Source organism: Brevinematia bacterium, from assembly GCA_039630355.1.
Classification (GTDB): Bacteria; Spirochaetota; Brevinematia; order DTOW01; family DTOW01; genus SKYB106.
Genome location: JBCNVF010000092.1, coordinates 1 through 18,188 on the forward strand (window position 1 = coordinate 1; position 18,188 = coordinate 18,188).

17 protein-coding genes and 2 tRNA genes are annotated in these 18,188 nt (G+C 36.4%); 6 read left to right on the top strand and 13 right to left on the bottom strand.

Translation table 11 applies throughout. The annotated features are described in order from the left end of the window. The coding region (locus ABDH28_05990; protein ID MEN2998568.1) for a bifunctional 3,4-dihydroxy-2-butanone-4-phosphate synthase/GTP cyclohydrolase II at positions 1–195 on the top strand (195 nt) is incomplete at its 5' end. Here ABDH28_05990 and ABDH28_05995 read toward each other — a convergent pair. Further along, a complete protein-coding gene (locus ABDH28_05995) occupies positions 187–1,665 on the bottom strand; it encodes a hypothetical protein (GenBank protein ID MEN2998569.1) in 1,479 nt (492 codons plus the stop codon). The two genes, ABDH28_05990 and ABDH28_05995, sit on opposite strands and share 9 nt — an antisense overlap. After that, entirely contained in the window at positions 1,662–2,471 is an 810-nt protein-coding gene (gene bamD / locus ABDH28_06000; protein MEN2998570.1) for an outer membrane protein assembly factor BamD, read from the bottom strand. The genes ABDH28_05995 and bamD overlap by 4 nt, the downstream gene beginning before the upstream one ends. A gap of 366 nt (positions 2,472–2,837) precedes the next feature. On the opposite strand from bamD, the gene ABDH28_06005 reads away from it, so the two are divergent. Further along, positions 2,838–3,752, top strand: a complete 915-nt coding sequence (locus ABDH28_06005) for an RluA family pseudouridine synthase (protein ID MEN2998571.1) — start codon at positions 2,838–2,840, stop codon at positions 3,750–3,752. A gap of 3 nt (positions 3,753–3,755) precedes the next feature. Here the strand turns inward: ABDH28_06005 and ABDH28_06010 are convergent, their stop codons facing one another. After that, entirely contained in the window at positions 3,756–7,919 is a 4,164-nt protein-coding gene (locus ABDH28_06010) for an acyl-CoA dehydratase activase (GenBank protein MEN2998572.1), read from the bottom strand. Positions 7,920–8,233: 314 nt separating this feature from the next. Here ABDH28_06010 and ABDH28_06015 point away from each other — a divergent pair, with 314 nt between their 5' ends. Then, entirely contained in the window at positions 8,234–9,625 is a 1,392-nt protein-coding gene (locus ABDH28_06015; GenBank protein MEN2998573.1) for an LptF/LptG family permease, read from the top strand. Here ABDH28_06015 and ABDH28_06020 read toward each other — a convergent pair. From ABDH28_06020 to ABDH28_06065, 10 genes are all read right to left on the bottom strand, one after another. Beyond that, positions 9,622–10,371, bottom strand: coding sequence for an ATP-binding cassette domain-containing protein (locus ABDH28_06020; GenBank protein ID MEN2998574.1), 750 nt, complete (start codon positions 10,369–10,371; stop codon positions 9,622–9,624). The genes ABDH28_06015 and ABDH28_06020 overlap by 4 nt on opposite strands. Before the next feature lie 6 nt (positions 10,372–10,377). After that, complete coding sequence (locus ABDH28_06025) at positions 10,378–10,911, bottom strand: sigma-70 family RNA polymerase sigma factor (GenBank protein MEN2998575.1); 534 nt, start codon at positions 10,909–10,911, stop codon at positions 10,378–10,380. A gap of 9 nt (positions 10,912–10,920) precedes the next feature. Next, positions 10,921–12,264, bottom strand: coding sequence for a LysM peptidoglycan-binding domain-containing protein (locus tag ABDH28_06030; GenBank protein ID MEN2998576.1), 1,344 nt, complete (start codon positions 12,262–12,264; stop codon positions 10,921–10,923). Between the two features lie 93 nt (positions 12,265–12,357). Continuing rightward, the gene (locus ABDH28_06035; protein MEN2998577.1) at positions 12,358–13,083 is read right to left on the bottom strand and encodes a hypothetical protein; all 726 of its coding nucleotides are present in this window, start codon (positions 13,081–13,083) and stop codon (positions 12,358–12,360) included. A gap of 39 nt (positions 13,084–13,122) precedes the next feature. Next, positions 13,123–13,797, bottom strand: a complete 675-nt coding sequence (gene rpiA, locus ABDH28_06040; protein MEN2998578.1) for a ribose 5-phosphate isomerase A — start codon at positions 13,795–13,797, stop codon at positions 13,123–13,125. 10 nt (positions 13,798–13,807) lie between these two features. Then, a complete protein-coding gene (locus ABDH28_06045) occupies positions 13,808–14,347 on the bottom strand; it encodes a flavin reductase family protein (protein MEN2998579.1) in 540 nt (179 codons plus the stop codon). Between the two features lies 1 nt (position 14,348). Then, positions 14,349–14,939 carry a transcription termination/antitermination protein NusG gene (gene nusG / locus ABDH28_06050; GenBank protein ID MEN2998580.1) on the bottom strand — a complete coding sequence of 197 codons (591 nt, stop codon included), beginning with the start codon at positions 14,937–14,939 and terminating at the stop codon, positions 14,349–14,351. Between the two features lie 13 nt (positions 14,940–14,952). Continuing rightward, a complete protein-coding gene (gene secE, locus ABDH28_06055) occupies positions 14,953–15,147 on the bottom strand; it encodes a preprotein translocase subunit SecE (GenBank protein ID MEN2998581.1) in 195 nt (64 codons plus the stop codon). A 23-nt stretch (positions 15,148–15,170) separates the two neighbouring features. Then, a tRNA-Trp gene (locus tag ABDH28_06060) sits at positions 15,171–15,245 on the bottom strand. Between the two features lie 4 nt (positions 15,246–15,249). Then, positions 15,250–15,335, bottom strand: a tRNA-Leu gene (locus tag ABDH28_06065). A 141-nt stretch (positions 15,336–15,476) separates the two neighbouring features. Here ABDH28_06065 and ABDH28_06070 point away from each other — a divergent pair. From ABDH28_06070 to ABDH28_06080, 3 genes are read left to right on the top strand one after another with little or no spacing between them, the layout of a single operon-like run. Beyond that, positions 15,477–16,274 (top strand): hypothetical protein, encoded by a 798-nt coding sequence (locus tag ABDH28_06070; GenBank protein ID MEN2998582.1) that lies wholly within the window; start codon positions 15,477–15,479, stop codon positions 16,272–16,274. 11 nt (positions 16,275–16,285) lie between these two features. After that, positions 16,286–16,705, top strand: coding sequence for an RING finger protein (locus ABDH28_06075; protein MEN2998583.1), 420 nt, complete (start codon positions 16,286–16,288; stop codon positions 16,703–16,705). Further along, positions 16,680–18,167 (top strand): HD domain-containing phosphohydrolase, encoded by a 1,488-nt coding sequence (locus ABDH28_06080; protein ID MEN2998584.1) that lies wholly within the window; start codon positions 16,680–16,682, stop codon positions 18,165–18,167. Before ABDH28_06075 ends, ABDH28_06080 begins: the two co-directional genes overlap by 26 nt. Positions 18,168–18,188 lie beyond the last annotated feature (21 nt).

An 18,188-nucleotide genomic window follows, 5' to 3' on the forward strand; every position in this document is an offset into this window, starting at 1 on the left:
TATCAGATCTTGAAAGATTTAGGAGTAAAAAGTGTAAGACTTATGACAAACAATCCTAGGAAAGTTCAGAGACTTCAGGAATTCGGAGTTAAGGTTAACGAAAGAGTCCCAATAGTAGTAGGAATAAACAAGTACAATCAAAAGTATCTTGAAACCAAAGCAAAAAAAATGGGACACATCATTGACCTATTCTAATCCAAAACTACTACTAGAGATAATTTCATTCATTATTTCATCCAAAAGCTTTGACATCTCTTCAATGATTCTAATATCGTTTCTATACTCTTCAGTAGAGTAGACCACTATCCTTTTGTCCGCAAATTTCTTGCGAATCTCTATATACTTATTTATCATCGCTATCCTTTCTTCAAGCGTATCAATAGTTTTAGATAACTTTACCATACTTGCCCTTATCCTCTTTATCTCATCTACATCTCGCTCAAGCTCTTTATCCTTCCTCACAGCCAACTGAACTTGAGCATTTGTAATCAGAGAAAATACTTTATCAACACTTTGAGAAAGTCTTTCTATTTTTTCCTCTATCTCTACAACTTTTCTCTTAAGTTCTCCGTTTCCCACAACCACAGGAATTTGATAAACAGGCGCAGGTGAGGTAACTTGGGGTGATAATGGCATAAAATTGGTTAGAAAATTTGTTACGAAGTTGGTAACTATATTAGTTGTTACTACTTCCTCGCGAGAAACTACTTCCTGAGTCTTTACACTCACTATCTCATTCGTTACGAAAACATAATTTGTTACAAATACTACTTTCTGTTCCTCTTGCTTAACAACAGGTACAGAAACTACTTTCTCCTGCGGTGGTTTAGTGTCTTCCAACTCAGGAAAATACTGAGACGATGAAAGAACAACTTTAACGCTTTTTGCTACATTTGGAGCAAGTTGCAAACCTTCAAAGAATATCGCTACTGCACAATCTTCACTACTCGTTTCCGAAAACTTATACCTTAAAAAAGGAGATGGTTCTACATCCCATGTGGTTATATTCAACTTTCTCCAGTTTGAGAAAATTATCCTACTGGGAGTAGGTGTCCAGAAAATATAAAGACTATTAGGATGATTTATGTCTGAAGACGAAACTACATAAGAAATCATATTATTCTGATTTATCAACAGCTCGTGATCTATTGGGTTTTTACCATCTAAATAGAACTTAGGCTTATTCTCATTTTCTCCAAAAAATGTATCAAACAAATATCTAACACCCACATTCTTTGAAACATTTCCCCTATTCATAAGCTTCAATTCCACTTCTATACTATCCTCCTCTTGAGTGTAATTATTTTTTACAAAACTAAACGTTACCACTACCACTACATCTTGAATATTGCACTGAAAGCTAAATTTCCCATCCTTAGTCAACATAGGTGGAGTTATTACTTTACCCTCGTTTAAGTTATACGACATCCCATCAATGTTAAGAATAATATACGAAGTCGGAGGAATGTTGAAAAATAGTAAATCTTTTGAATATTCAGCAGATGGCACAAACTCCCTCTGTAAGGTAAACCTATAATTTACATCGTCAAATATTAGCTTTAGATACTTATTCTTGAATTCAACTATAGTTGCCTCAGAGTTAAAGCTAAAAGCGGAAAGCAAAACCGAAAGCAAAACTATTGAAATGGTGCAGTATGATTTCATTTTTTGCCCTCCACCTTCTTTTTAAGCAATTCCTGAATCAAAAGTGCTTTCTCGTTGAGCTTCAGTAGTCTAGTTTTTATATCTGTTAACCTATTCAACTCTTCCAGATCTTCTTCTTTCTTACTGACCTCCTCAGCTTTCTCTTTGACCTTAACAAGATTACTTAAAACTTCTTCTGAAACAACTTCTTGGTAGTTTGTAACTACATTTGTTACATAATTTGTGACTATTTTCAACTCCACTTCTTTTTGAGTTATTTGGTTAGTTATCACTATCTCATTGGTGAAGTAATTCGTTATCCAATTAGTAAAATAATTAGTAAAAGCTTTAAGATCAGGCTGTTCAACTCGTTTTGAAATGTAAGCAGATGAAGGTTGAGAAACAACATCTGGTAGTTTTATCTCTTTTTGCTTTTGATAGCGCTGTAACTCTAAAAACACCTTCTCGTATTTCTTTTCTTCACCTTTTTCGTGGTATATTACTCCCAAAAGTTTCATTGCAGTCATCCATACTTCACTTCCTTTACTACTAGTTCTGATGCTTACCAAAAGGTATCTCTTTGCCTTATCATATTCCCCAATTTCGTAGAATATATACCCCAAATACATGCTGGCTTTTGGGAAAAATGAAGACTCAGGATATTCGTTAAATATGACCTCAAGTTTTTCTATCGCAGTCTGGAAATCTCCCCTATTGTAAGCATTAAGCCCAGAGTCAAATAAGATCTTAGCTATTGAGCCATAAACATAACCGCTAAAAGTCAGGATTATTATAAAGCCGGCCAACCATCTAACACCCACATACATAATTATAATTATCGTTTTTGTCCAAAGCATAATTTTCACTCAGACACTTTTTATTCCTACTTTGCACTTTCAATAGTGCCTTAACTCTTCCTACAAGTAGGAAAAATAGTAGTTGGAAACTTCTTGAAGATGTTTGGGGAAAACATTGCCCTTGCATACACTATGAGCCTAAAAACATGGGAAAAACGAGAGAAACAGTCAGGGTAATATTCAGAAATCTACATTGACACAGAAATAGGCAGAAAAACAAAATAATAAAATACCCTTTAGGCTTACACAAAGGCTGTAAGAGAGCTGATGTGAACAATAGCTAGGGAGTAAAAAAAGTGCTAAAAGAGAATCAAATTTTTAGCATAGAGGATTGCTATGAGAATAATCTGTTCTAGCGAAGACGAAGGACATAGGGTAGATGTGGTTATATCCAGATATGTGCCCTTTACAAGAAGCCAGGTTAAATCTAAAGTTAGCATAGTATATGTAAATGGACAAGTGAAAAACTTTGGATACAAGGTTAAAAAGGGGGATATAATAGAGTTTGAAGACATTGAACCTGAGAAAATAGATCTTGAACCAGAACCAATCAAGATTGAGATTCTATACCAAGATGATGATATTGCAATAATTAATAAACCACACAATATGGTGGTCCACCCGGCACCTGGACACTGGACAGGAACTCTTGTTAATGCCATTCTCCACAATCTCAAGGACAAATTGTCAACGTCTGGTGGGTATTTAAGACCTGGGATTGTTCATCGCCTTGATAAGGAAACTTCTGGAGTTATGGTTATAGCACTTAATGACAAGGCGCACTATAAACTAGCCAATTTATTTAAGAATAAACTCGTCCAAAAAGAATATTGGGCCATAGTTCACGGCAGAATACTAGAAAAAAGCTTCACAGTTAAAAAAGCTATAGCTAGAAATCCAAATAACCGTTTAAAAATGATAGTTTCCGAAAAAGGTAAGGAGGCAACAACGGAATTTGAGCTTATCTCCTCAACTGAAAAATTTTCGCTTGTGATAGCAAGACCTATAACTGGTAGAACACACCAAATACGGGTTCACCTAAAAAGCGTGTCACATCCAATAGTAGGTGACCCTCTATACGGCTTTAACCCTAAAATGTATATCTCAATGTTCAATCTTCCGGAGGGATTTATTCCCCTGGTTGCGAAAAAACTAGTTTTCCCTCATCCCATTAGAGATGAAATTATGTATTTTGAAATAGAACTACCAGAAGAATTTGTAAATCTTGCTAAGACATTATCATTGATCTAAGAGTTAAAAGTAGGATTTCAAAAATGTTCTTAGCCTCTCATTTTCATCTTTTCTGCCGTCATAGAAGACATTTACAATAGGAATACCTAACTCTTTGGAAATGTTGTTGAAAATAGCAGTAGTTATATTGCCCGGCATACAAGTAAATGGAGCTACATTTACAACCAATTTAGCCCCTTGCTCTTTAAATTTTATTGCTCTCCCAACAATAATTGGAGCTTCAGTGCCAAAACCTTCAGGTAAATACTTTCTTGCCTCAGACATGATCTCCTCAATCTCAGGTTCAAGCCTATCTCCTGTAACCTCCTTCGCTATTTCATAAACCTCTCTTTCAATCTTTCTATAATAATTCCCCTTGAACCCTTCAGCTAAAAATCCAATAACATCCATCGTAAGTTTTGATCTTCTTTTAACAAAGTAATTGATATACCATATCCACTCAAAAAATGGGGTTACCCAAGCCTCACCACCACATTCCTCTATGACTTCTATAAGCCCATCATTAGAAAATGGGTCAAATCTAACATAAATTTCTCCAACCACACCTATCAGGGGTTTCTCTCTAGTTTCTTTTTCTATCTCCTTAAACCTTTTAACGCATTTCTCAAAGGCGACGAATATATCCTCTCCTCCCTCTATGGCTTTCTCCAGATAAGAGATAGACTCTGTATAAGTTCTTTTTGCTTCACCTTTAACCCTTTCATAAGGAGCAATTCTATTTCTACACTTAAGAAGCCAGTCATAAACCACCAGAGCTTTTGCTAAGAACTTCCTTACTTTGTAAGGAAGTCCAGCATACCCGTTATAACAAGTAGGAGAAACCACCGGTATTTTAAAACCTTCCTTTTCTAGGATAATCTTCTGGAGTAAAGCATACTGACCGAATCTACACGGACCTGAGGAAGTTGGCATAAAAAGAATGTTCTTTCCATCAGTAGTATTGCTCATCTTATTAACAAATGTGCCTACTGTGGTAATACAAGGTAAGCACTCTGAACCTCTTGTAAGGCTCCTGCCTATCTTGTAATCTTTTTCCGTAGTTGTGGGTAATGCTTCCGCATCTATCCCAAATCTCCTCAGACTACTAGCAAACAATCTAGCTCCATCTGGCTGAAGAGGAGGTATCCATACCTTACCAAGCTTCAAGTCTTTACTACTTCCATCAGTAAAGCAAACTTTTACATTCTGTACCTCTCTCTGTTCTTTCTCATCTCTTTGTTCCTTTATAACATTGTAAAATGCTTCTAACCTTGTCTGGAAAACTGCATCTCCACCGTACTCATCAAGCTCAAGTATCAAAAAGGGCTTTTTACTAAATACCTCCTCAAGGTAAGTAAGTAGAAAAGAATCTGGACCACAAGGAAATGTGCCTAGAAACACAGGATATAGATTCTCCTTTTCTTTCACAAATTCAGCAACCCTTAGCATCTCCCGCGGTAAATACCAGTACATATTGTCACAATAACCATTATCTTTTCCAAATTTCCTCAGCAACATCCAAGGAATTACCGGAACAGAAAGATTAGCTATTTTTAAAGGAACATTCATATTGAGTGTATTTGAAAAGATGATATAAGGTCTTCCAAAAAGAACTATATAACTACCACTAGAATCTTGGATTAAGCTGTAAACCTCTTCACCGAGTCTCCTCATCCTCTCCTCAAACTCCTTTTGAACCTCAATAGCATTAGAAAGAGCCCTCTCAATATCCTTTTTACTAAAGCCAAAAGGCTTAAAATACTCTTCAAGTTGGTCTACAAGGTGACGATTACTGGTACTAAAATCAAAAACCGGTATAAGTAGTTCGGCACCTTTCTGATCATTACGAGTTACTACATACTTTAGAAATGCCGGCAATGACTGAACATACGGACAGAAATGATTATACTTATTCTTTTCCCCAAAAGGATGGTTAAGCATAGATGGGATGAATATATATCCACCTTTTCTCTCAGTAAGCTCCGCTGTAATTCCGTATGCTAACTTCACAGGTAAGCAAAAGTCCGCAGAAGCTAACTCTACACCCTTTTCCAGTGTTTTCCTTCCCAAAACATCCACAACTACGGTATCAAAACCTAATTCTTCTAAAAAAGTTTTATAGAAAGGAAGTAGAGAATACACCGTGAAAATATTAGGAATATAAACGATTCTTTCACAATTCCCTGACTTATCACCAGTGTTTTTAGTATAGTCCCGAAAGATACTCTCATATTTTTCGTATATTTCAAATTCTTTAACCCTTCTTCTGCCTTTAGAGTCACTTTCTCTACCACATTGGTAACCAAACGAGGTTGTTCTCTCCCCGGAACTTAAGTGTGTAATCTTACATAAGTTTTCACAGTACTTACAGGTGCTAAAGTATATACTAACTTCTCTATTACTAACATCAAATCCTAGAAACTTCGTTACTCCCACCTTACCTATCCAATCTTTTGCCATAATAGCAATGCCGATTGCCCCCATAAGGTGACAAAAAGGAGAAACAACAATTTCTCTATTTAGAACCTTCTCAAAAGCTCCGACAAGAGCTTTATTTCTCGCAGTAGCTCCTTGAAAGACTACCTTTCCTTTAGGAAGATATTTTTTCCCAACCACCCTATTTAAATAGTTATGGACAACCGAGTAAGTGCAAGAAGCCATCACTTCTTCCACAGAAAACCCTTTGCTAAGAAGATCCTCAATGTCCTGCTCCATAAAGACCGAACACCTTTCCTGAGTGTAAGGAGGAGAAATACCCATAATTTTATCACTAACTTCCTTTATATTAAGTCCAAACTTTTTTGCCTGTTCTTCAAGGAATGAGCCAGTCCCAGCAGAACAGATGTAGTTCATGCTACAATCAAAAACTTTACCATTCCTAAGCCTTACATATTTAGAGTCCTGTCCTCCTATTTCAAATATCACTTCAGCATCAGGGAAAAAGTGAAGAGCTCCCTTTGCATGAGCTGTGATTTCATTCTCAATAACATCAGCTCCAATGTATTCCCCAACCAACTTTCTACCAGATCCTGTTGTTCCCACTCCAAGAACTACTACTTCACTTCTTTTCTCATCCTTAACCTTACTCAGAACCTGAAATATTCTATTGATAGCCTTTATAGGTTCTCCACCAGTTCTAGTATAGAAGCTAGCAATTATCCTCAGGTTTTCATCCATAAGAACACATTTGGTGCTAGTTGATCCTATGTCAATGCCTAGATAAATCTTTAGCGTTGTCCCTTCTTCCCAATTATATATTCCAATCTCAACTCCATCAAGCTCTATTACATAACCTTCGGAAGCCGGATATTTACTCCTCTCAATCAGAATATGAGGGCTTTTCTCAAACACCTCTTTACCATTCTTTTTACCTACTAAAAACTCCAAATCCCCAAGGTAATAAGCTTTTGAAAACCGTTGATCGGCAAGGCTTACAGCTCCCAAAGCTTGCAAAAAATTAGAGTTCGGATCAACTACTAAATTATCACCTAAGTACTCTCTAAGATAGTGGACAAAGAATTTATTCTGAGACAATCCTCCTACTAAAACAACTTTCCCATCTATATTCCTACCCCTAAGAAGCGAGTTTAAAACAGTTCTAGCCATGCTTCTACACAAACCTGCCCATATCTCAACTTTAGAATACCCTTCCTGCTGACGATTTACTAAATCCGTTTTTGCAAACACTGTGCACCTTGAAGCTACTGCCGGCGGTTGAGAATAAGGAATTTCCCACCTCTCAATCTCTTCATAACTTACAGAAAGCCTCTCCCTCTGCTGATCAAAGAAAGCTCCTGTTCCAGCAGCACACACAGAATTAGTCCACAAATTTTTTAATTTAAAATTCTCATCTAGCTCTACAAGCTTAGAGGATCTTGCCCCAACATCAAGTATATACCTAACCTTGCCTATATACTTTCTCACACCTTCTATCAAACACTTGGTTCCATCAAAAAATGGGGCCTTCTCCAAACTGGCAAAAAAGCTTCCAGTAAATCCTACATATTTCTCACCAAAAGCTTCTAATAACCCTTTCAAATTCTCAATAACTCTCTTGCCATGAAAAACCGAAACTTTATCAACAACTTCACCATTCTTAACTCCAACAACTTTAAGGTATAAACTCCCTACATCTATACCTATCCCTTCAATCTCCTTATCTAAATTAAACACTCTCTCTTCCACCATCGTAGTAAAAACTGAATACTCACTTTAATTATACTCTAACCACAAAGAAAAGTGCAAATACCTAACCATCAAAACCAGAAAAGCACAAAACTTCTCTAAGTCTCAAGTAGTACCTGCTAATCACAAAACATCAGCTTACACCAAACTTTTTACAGAACTATTAGAAAATTTATCCAGTCTTGACAGGAACTGCGAGAAAAAAACATCCCCAGCTATAAACTCTAGATTTCATTGTATTAAAACTACTTCATCCCTCTCTTTCCCTATTTGAGTTTAGCAAAAGCTTTAAAAGAAAATATAGCGAGAGGTTAAAAATGAAAATTGCAGAATTCACAAAAGAACTTAAGAGATTTCTAAAGGCAAAACTTGAAGGTTGTAGGCACTTTATAGTTGCTAATTTCATACCCTTCAAGAGATACGACTTAATGATATACAAAGAACTTACAACCAGCTACCTGGTGTCCTTTTTGATAATGTCACTAGTAGTTTGGCTTAAAGAGATTTACCTAATATACATTCAATATATCCAGAAAGGAGCCCAACTCTGGACAACACTTAGCATATTTTTCTACAGTCTACCTTTTACAATGGCTATAACCATTCCTGCGGGTATGGTAATGGCTACCTTGCTAACGTTTAATAAACTCTCAATCAATCTTGAAATTCTGATGCTACGCTTAAGCGGTGTAAGAAAAATTAGGCTTTTCCTGCCCGTTTTTGTATTCTCCTTAGTTATCCTAGGAATAACCTTCCTATTCTTTGATACCGTTTTAATAAGAGGCAATGAAATGTATCTCAGATCTATGATCAAAATGAGAATAGAAAAACCGTTTATAGACATCGCTCCAGGTGAGTTTCCTAAGATCGGGGAATTCAACATAGGGTTTGAAGAGATAAGCGGGAACGAAATGATAGGAGTAGAAATCTACCAAAACTTTGCTGAAGGCGAAAGAATAATTAAGGCTAGCAAGGGTGTAATAATTTCCTCTGGGGATCTACCTTACTACAAGATTCTTTTAAACGATGGAACCTTTATTGAGAAATCCAAAAGAGGAGAAGTCTTCTCCTCACAGTTTAAAGAAGCAGAACTGAGAGTAGATTACGAAATCTCTTACATTCCAACTTTCAATACCGAAACACAACCACGAGTTATGTCAAGATATAAAACAGGCAGAATTATTGAAAATATGAAAAAACAAGATAACGTTTTGAAAAGTTTACTTGAGCTTAGTAATCTCAACTCCAACCTCATTGAGGAATACAAAGAAGTTTTACTCACCCTGCCCCAATATCTGGTAGCCCTAGCTTTCGGCGGTAAGGAAAGGGATAAAACAATAGAAAACTTCAACAACACCATAGTAACAATTTCCAAGCTACATCAAGATATCAGAAAAGTCAATACCAGATTTGAGATGATTGACTACAATGTTTTTGTTTTTGAACAACACAAGAAAACATCTATACCAGTATCTGCAATAGTTTACGGACTGGTAGGATTCGTTTTTGGTATAATGATAAAGGTAAGGACGGGTAGAGGAGGCTCACTGATAATAGGAATAGTGGTGATACTACTTCAGACATACCTTACATTTGTAGCTGAGATTCCCGTAAGAAATGGAGAATTAGACCCAATAACTGCTGCATGGTATTCCAATGTTATATTATCTCTACCTGCTTTGTATCTCTTACTACGAGAAAAGATCTAAAATACCCTTATAGGTCCTTCACTTAGGCCTTTAAGAAATTGCTGTGTATATTCATTACCTGAGTTAAACATTTCTTCTAAGTCTCCGAAAAAGACAATTCTATGATCTTCAAGCATTAACAACTTTCCTCCTATCTTTTTCATAACCTCAATATCATGAGTGACAACTACTATTGGTATCTGGAGGTAATTTTTTAAGTCTATTATTGATGACATCACATAATCCGATGTTATAGGATCAAGTCCTGTAGTAGGTTCATCAAGGAAAAGAATTTTAGGGTAGGTTGATATAGTTCTAGCAAGTGCAACCCTTTTTCTCATACCACCACTAAGCTCAGATGGCATTTTTTCTCCAACATTCGGCAACCCCACCATCTCAAGCACCTCTTTAACCCTCCTACGAGCCTTCTCCCCAGTTATTCTCCTTACATTCTCTATAACAAAAAGGATGTTTTCTTCTACAGTAAGCGAATCAAACAGTGCTCCACTCTGAAACAAAAACCCAACATCTCTCCAGAACTCTTCAAGCTCCTTCTCCTTAAGAGAAGTTATGTCAACTCCATTTAAAATTACTCTACCCCTTTCAGGTTCCAAAAGCCTAACAATTGTTTTTATCAACACACTCTTGCCCATTCCACTCCTTCCTATTATCAATAATCTATCAGAGTCAAGCGAAAATGTTATATTATCCAATACTTTCAAGTTATTGAAAGACTTACACAAATTCCTAACCTCAATCACACTCATACCACTTCATCTTCTACTCCACTCCTCCTCAAAATTCCTCATAGCTCTCTCAAGAATATAGTAAACCTTCCTAACAGAACAACCAATAATTCTTGAGATCTCTTCGGGTGTCATTCCTTGGTAATACCTAAGGAAGATAACCTCTCTTTCTTCCCTTGGAAGCCTTGAGATTACATCTCTGACTTGGTTTATTAGATCTACATCAAAATCATAAGGATTATTAACGTATCTCTCTATTCTAAGGTCAGTATCTTTACTTTTCAGCTTCCTTAGAAAGTCGTAACAGTAGTTTCTCACGAGTGAATAAAACCAAGGAAAGAACTTCTTCCTTCCGTCAAACTTCTTCAATTTCAATGAAAGTTTGAGGAAGGTTTCTTGGACAAAGTCATCTATCTCATTCAGTGGTATACCCATAGTTCTGCCAAAGTCATACACAAAATTTACGTATTTTTCATATATTAAGGTAAAGGCCTCCTCTTTTCTCTTACCACCCTTTGAAAAAAAGTCATCTATTAGTTCTTCATCACTGACACTAAACATGCAAAGTACTTATTCTTCAGGAATTTCTGGAATCTTAAGTTCCACACCTATCTCTATCACATCTGGATCTTTTATCTTATCTCTGTTCAAGGTAAATATCTTTGGCCACCACCAATACCCACCTCTAAAAAGTTTACCAGCAATTTTTGATAAGAAATCACCTTTTTCTACAATGTAACTACCTACAACCTTGGGCTCAGTAGTGACTCTTTTCTTAGCTTTCCTTTTCTCTATTTCACTTACAACTACATTAAGCTCTTCTACTTTAAGAGAGTACATATCCAAAAGTTCGTTAACTCTATCTAGCTTTTCAAGAGAATCTTCGTAATTACCTTTGTTATGATCCTCTTGAGCCTGTGAGTAAAGACTCCTTATCTCTTCTCTCATCTTCTGAAGTTCAGATTCAAGTGAAGACCTGTAACTTTCAAGCTCCCTCTCAGACATACCTTTAACTTTCTCCTCACTACTATACTCAGAAGTTACTTTTTCTTCATAAGTCAGAGATACTCTGAATTCTGCACCATTAAACGCTTCTAGTTCTTTGTTGCTCCCAAAATACAGAAACCTGATCTTAAGTTTATTAATTTTAAGCTCTTTCATTCTATTGCCGATATCCTCTAATTCCTGTTGACTTTTTCCTTTAAGTTTTTCAGAAAGCTCATCTAGCTTTTTAATTGCCTCCCTTGACTTCTCTATACTTTCATTCAACTTAGCCTCATTTAGGAATGCTTTGGCTTGGCTCGTTATCTCTTCTATTTCCATAACTTCTGCAGAAAGCCACTTTGCTACTCTCTTCAACTTCTCAGTCCTTGAAAGGACTCTATTCAGTTCTGTTCTTGCTGTATTCCATTTATCTTTCAACTCTCTAACAGTAGGTTCTACTTCTGAAATAACTCTTCTGGAATTTGTCAGAGACTCATAGTAATTTGATGAATTATAGAGCGATAACGAAGTTTGGTACGAATTTGTAAGATTCTTGAAACTTTCAGGATACACTACTTCCATTCTCAAATCCTTAGACTCCTTTAGCAAAGAACTAACCTTTGACATCTCTTCCTCTGCTTTCTTCTTTCTAGAGTTCATTATTGCTATTTCCGAATTTGTTATTGAGGTTAGAGCTTTTACTTTAGCTTCATCATTTTTTCCCACGGAAACAAGATTAGTAGCCTCTGTATAATTCTTTTCTGCCACAGTATACTCTTTTTCTGACAATACTGGTGCTCCCTCACTGCGAGCCAATTCCAGCTTCTCTTTTGCCAGTTGTATCTCTTTATCAGGCTTTGGAGCAGGACATGCACCTAAAAAGCTTGTCACCAGTAACAAAACTATTCCAAAGATTGTAAATTTTCTCATACCACTCCTCCTAACATCTAGATAGAAATAATAATAAATAAGTGCCAGCCAAGTTTCTACAAAAAACAACAACTGTCACTGGTAATCCGAACTTTACCTTGTTAACTCAGAAGCTTTTGGCAAGCCTCGGGTTGACTCTATTATACTATGGTATATAAACTCTGACAGTCTAAGCAATTGCTTTTCATCTAATCCGAAGAACCTAAATCCACAAAACAGGGCATCACGCCTTACTAGAAATACCTTTGTTTTCACAACAACATTCCCGAATATCAATTCACAAGGATAAGCCTTGTTATTTATAAACATATTTGCTTCTTCTTCAGTCCGAAAATTAGCACTCACTCCTCCTGCACTCACATCAAATACCTGTCCCTCAATGACTCTGTTCGGAAGTATCTCAACTCTTAGAAGTCCATAATCAACTTTTACCCTGTAATGTTTTCTTTTATCGTCATCCTTAATAGGCAAGGTTTGAAGAATCTCATAAATCTTTTCTGATATGTAGTATGGTTGCAGAGCACTGTCAACAATGCCTGATACTCCTTTCTGCAGGAGTTCTTTCAGCTTAGCAGGGGACTTTTCCGAGGTTACCAATATTATGTATTTTTTAGTCTCACTTATTTTACCAACAACACTGAAGCCCTGCTCTGGAAACATCTTATTTATTCCATCCACATCAATAACGAATACATCAAATTCACCGTTGTTTGCCTGGTCAGAGAATATATGGTTTACATAATATCCACGAGATATAAGAAAAACTCCAATTGCTTTTGATAAGGTTGGGCTATTTGAAACAACACCAACTTTTACCATAAAAACAATTTAACAAAAACTCATAACTGATTCAAGAAGTTATACAAACCTATACCATCCATCTTCAGTACCAACTATTATCATTGAGAACTTTGTGAAAATGCCGTTCTCTATTATTCCTGGAATACTTTTCAACCACCTTTCTGTTTCAACTGGATTCTCAAGTCTCATTTGACACTCAAGTAAGAAGTTACCATTATCACTTACCACTGGTCCGAGTTTTCCTTTACCCACTCTAAGCCTAGGATTAAACTCTTCAAGCTGTCTCATTACAATTGGTGCTGCAAACGGCAACACTTCCATATTTACTACTCCCTCAAGAACTCCATCAGTTACTTTAGTTTCATCGACTATTACTATAAACCTCTCTGCATTGTAATCCACAATCTTCTCCCTAGTCAACGCTCCCCCCCCACCTTTAAGAAGTGCTATCTTATTTACCTTATCCGCACCGTCTATTGCTATATCTATCCTCTCAACAGCATCCGTATCTGTCACCAATATCCCATTTTCTATCGCTAACATCCGCGAAGCGTAAGATGTTGTCACACAAACAACCTTTAATCCCTTCTTAACCTCATCCCCGAGAAGCTTTATAAACTCTTGAACAGTTGTCCCACTACCAAGACCTATTACCATGTTATCTTTCACCCACTCTCTCACATACTCTAATGCACCTAAAGCGGAATTTATTTTACCTTTAACAGTATCCATAACTGCCTCTCTAAAAATCTCTCAAGATTCTAAGTTTTATATACCCTTCGCCAGCTACATAGAGAATAGGACTCACTTTGTCAGGAATATAGTTGCCACTACTATCAAAAACATCGTCATCTACAAGCACGTTCATAACCTCACCAACGATTAAATTGTGGTCACCTACTTCCTCATCCTTAACCAACTTACACTCATACACTGCAAATGAGAGTGGAATATAGAAAACACCATCCAAAATACCTCTCTCAAGAGGTATATTGAACTTCTCTATTTTATCAACATCCCTTCCAGAATAGAAACCAAGTTTATCAACTATGTCCAGATGTTTCCAATCTAAAAAGTTCACGGAAAAACTCTTGGACCTACTAAGAAGTTCATAAGTGAATCTTCTCTTTGAGATCATTACTGAAAAATATCTAGGATTAATGGAAGATATAGTTGTCCAGGCAGCAGGCATAGCGTTAGTTCTACCTTGAAAAGACGTAACTATTACACATACTACACTTGGGAAAAAACTGTAAAATCCCTTGTCGCTTTTCCTCAACATACTACACTCTTTCCACTTGATCAAAATTTATATTCAACGGCGTTTCTCGGTTGAAGATAGTTACACTCACTTTGAGCTTATATTTATCAGGATAAACCTCAACCACCGTTCCAACAAGTCCTTTAAACGGACCCTCCACTATTTTTACCTGATCACCAGGCTCAAACGAAGAGGAAAGATCAACAAAAGCTCTACTCTTGAATTCACCCGTTTTCTCAAAAATATTTCTTACCTCCTCTATAGTCAAAGGTTTTGGAGGAACCCTAAAAGATCTTACACCACTTTGCTCTGTCTTAGCCCCTAGAAAACCAATTACTCCGTGGATGTTCTTTACTGTCCTTAGAAATGATTCAAGTTTCTGCTCTTCAGTAGGAAGGTCCATTTCCAAAAGAATATATCCTGGGAATATTCTCTGTTTCTTTACTATTTTCTTATCACCTCTTCCCCTAACTTCAACATTCTCCATAGGTATTTTTATGTCAACTATGACCTTTCTTACATCTTCATTCTTTTCCATCTCCTTTTTTATTTTATCCACAACACTATTCTCAAGACCTGAGATGGTATGTAACACATACCAAGCTCTACCCATACACATCTACCTTCTACTTTAGAATTAGTCCAACTAATGTTGAAGCAACAAAATCTATAAACCCCAAGATTATAGAAAGGATTATTACAAAGACTATTACTATTGCTGAAGAAGATATAACCTCCTCTTTCGGTGGCCATGAAACTTTCTTCATTTCCTCGGCAACATCCTTAAAAAATTGTATCACTCTCTTAGCAATACCTATCATACGCCTACCTCAGGCAAAATATTCAGGCCTGGTGGGGCTCGAACCCACAACCTCCGGATTTGGAGTCCGGCGCTCTAGCCAATTCGAGCTACAGGCCTACGGTGGTGGGGATGGAGGGACTCGAACCCTCACGGGTCTTCACCCAGGGGATTTTAAGTCCCCCGCGTCTGCCATTCCGCCACATCCCCAACTAACCTTGATATTATACATAACCTATCTCAACCATTTCAACTTCAACAATTCCAGAACACCCAAGTCTCACCTAAAAACATCCTCACAGGAACGAACCTCTTGAGATACAACCCCTCTTTTCCTATAATATTATTACCATGAAAGAGAAAACCTTCGGAAAATATAGAATAATATCCTCAAAAGTAAACTTATGGGTATTCATAAATTTAAATACCATCAGATCTTATGAAGACTTCCACAAATTGGATTTTGTTAACAGAGCCCAAAAATATACAAACACTTCCTTCCAAAAGCTTTGGAATTTCTTTGCGACAACTCCAGTGCTTGAAGCTTGGTGGAATGGAGAAAAACTAATATCAGAGTTTTTGGTAAATATAGATAAACAGAGAAAAGTATACCCACTGGAACATTTAGATCTTTTCATAAACGAGAGGCTCATACCACTAGAAATCCTACCATCCATAATCTCTGACTTCTTAGGCCTTGAATCTTCAAGAGAAATAAAAACCTGTGATGAGAATGCCATAAAGAATATAGAAGTTTTGTGCTTGTGTAAAGTATGTGACAGAAAAGTATTTCCAAGCGAGATAGCAGAACAACTTAGTAATACTGAAGGTGTATGCTATTATTGTCTCAACAAACTCTCCCCTGAGATAAGAAGGGAAATAGAAACTCCATATCTTTTTAAAAAAAGGATAAACGAAACATGGAAAGCACTAACTGAAAAACAGAGAGAACAATTACTATTCAATATCCTAAGAGAAAGTAGAAAACCCCTAGGAATAGAAGGAATCCAGAAACTCAAAGCACTCGCAAAAAAACTCTCTACAATTGAATCCATATTCAGCGTAGACTTTTCCCCCGAAGAACTAGAATCAGTTGTAAGAAAGTTAGACAAAGACTACTTTATCATTTGGTGGGAGAAAATAAAATAGGAGAAGCGAATATGCATAAACAAAATGCAAAGAAAATTCCCAACAGCAACTTAAATTCCTCAACCAACAATAACACAGAGTTCACCAAAAGCAAAAAGAATCTTACTCCTACTAACAAAAAGCATCACAAATACTTTGACGTAACTTACAGCATAGATTACTCAAAAATAACAGGCACCTGTCCCATATGTTCCAAACACACAATCTATGACCCATCCAATATAGTGATAGAAGGACATGTGTTTCACTTTGAGTGTGTAGTAAACTACATAAAAGAAAAGTTTGGAACCGAAAGCAACAACAAAATCCTTTATACCGGATCTAATACCTTTGGAATCTTCTGGGAAAGCAGAGATACTAAGAAAACAGAACTACTAAAAAAGGTGAACCTAAAGGATACCTTATATGAGTATATTAAGGCAAACACTTAATTTGATAAATACATTACAAAAAGCGCTATTAAATGGTGAATACCCTCACTCTAAAACTCTGATTTCCCTTTGCATCCAAGCACTAGGAAATGAAATTCCTTTTGGCATCTACACCGAAACATCAAAAGGCTTCCTGAATGTGTTCAAGTCTGAGAAAAAGACGAAGGTTCTAAAAGATGTGGTAAGCGAAAATGAAATATCTAAAAAAATCAGAAAGCTAGGAGACGAAACATTCTTTGACATAGCAATATTCTTCAGGAAATTCCAAAGAAAGATTCTGATAAGAGTATCCTTACCTCCCTTGCTTCAGCCAGATGAAGAAAACTTAAGCGAAGTAATAAACAGCTTCTATTCCTTTCAAGAACTCTATGATAGAAATTATGTCCTCTTAGAACTTATCAAGATCCTCAAAGCAACGGCAGAAGTTGATGATATTGAGGAAGTTATAGAAAATGCAACAAAAGTAACCAAAAAACTTTTGGGAACCCAAGGAGCTTCAATTTTACTTAAGGACGAAAAAAAAGACGAACTCTTCTTTAAGGTAGTAGAAAGTGAAAAAAGTGACAAAATAAAAGAGGTTAGAATACCTACAAGTAAAGGAATAGCAGGATATACTGCAAGAACAGGAAAATCACTGATCGTCAACGATGTATCTTCGCATCCTGAATTTTATAGTAAAGTTGACGAAAAAAGCGGCTTCACAACGAAATCACTAATCTCCGCAGCTATAAAACCCCTGAACAGAACAATAGGAGTAATCGAAGCAGTAAACAAACTAAGGGAAACAAATTTTACAGAAGAAGATTTGGAACTTCTAGAGACTATAGCAGACATACTAGGAATAAGCTTAATAAACTCAATACTTCATCAGAAAATTAATAAAATCTCAACCGACATAATAAAAGCTCTAATAACCGCCCTTGAAGCTAGAGACGAATACACAAAAGGACATTCTTACAGAGTTCAAATATTTTCAGTCAAAATCGCTCGCGCTTTAGGATTACCTTCAAAGAAAATTAAAAAGGTAGAACTATCTTCAATTCTACATGATATTGGCAAAATAGGAATTCCTGACAACATTCTCAGAAAACCAGGGAAACTCTCAGAGGAAGAATACGAAACAATAAAAAAGCACCCTATCATAGGCTACAATATCCTAAGCTCAGTTGAAGGACTTGAAGATATCCTAGATGGTATAAAATACCATCATGAGAAGTTTGACGGAACCGGATACCCCGAAGGTCTAAAGGGTAAGGATATACCACTTATAGCAAGAATAATAGCTGTTGCTGATACACTTGACGCTATGACCTCAGACAGACCTTACCGAAAAGCATTACCACTTGAAATAGCACTAGAAGAGATAAAAAAAGTCAAAGGAACCCAGTTAGACCCCGAAATTGTAGAAACTTTCCTAAACTCATTCTCCAAAACAGAAGAAACACTTCAAGATAATATGTAGAAAATATCCCTAAACTCTAAA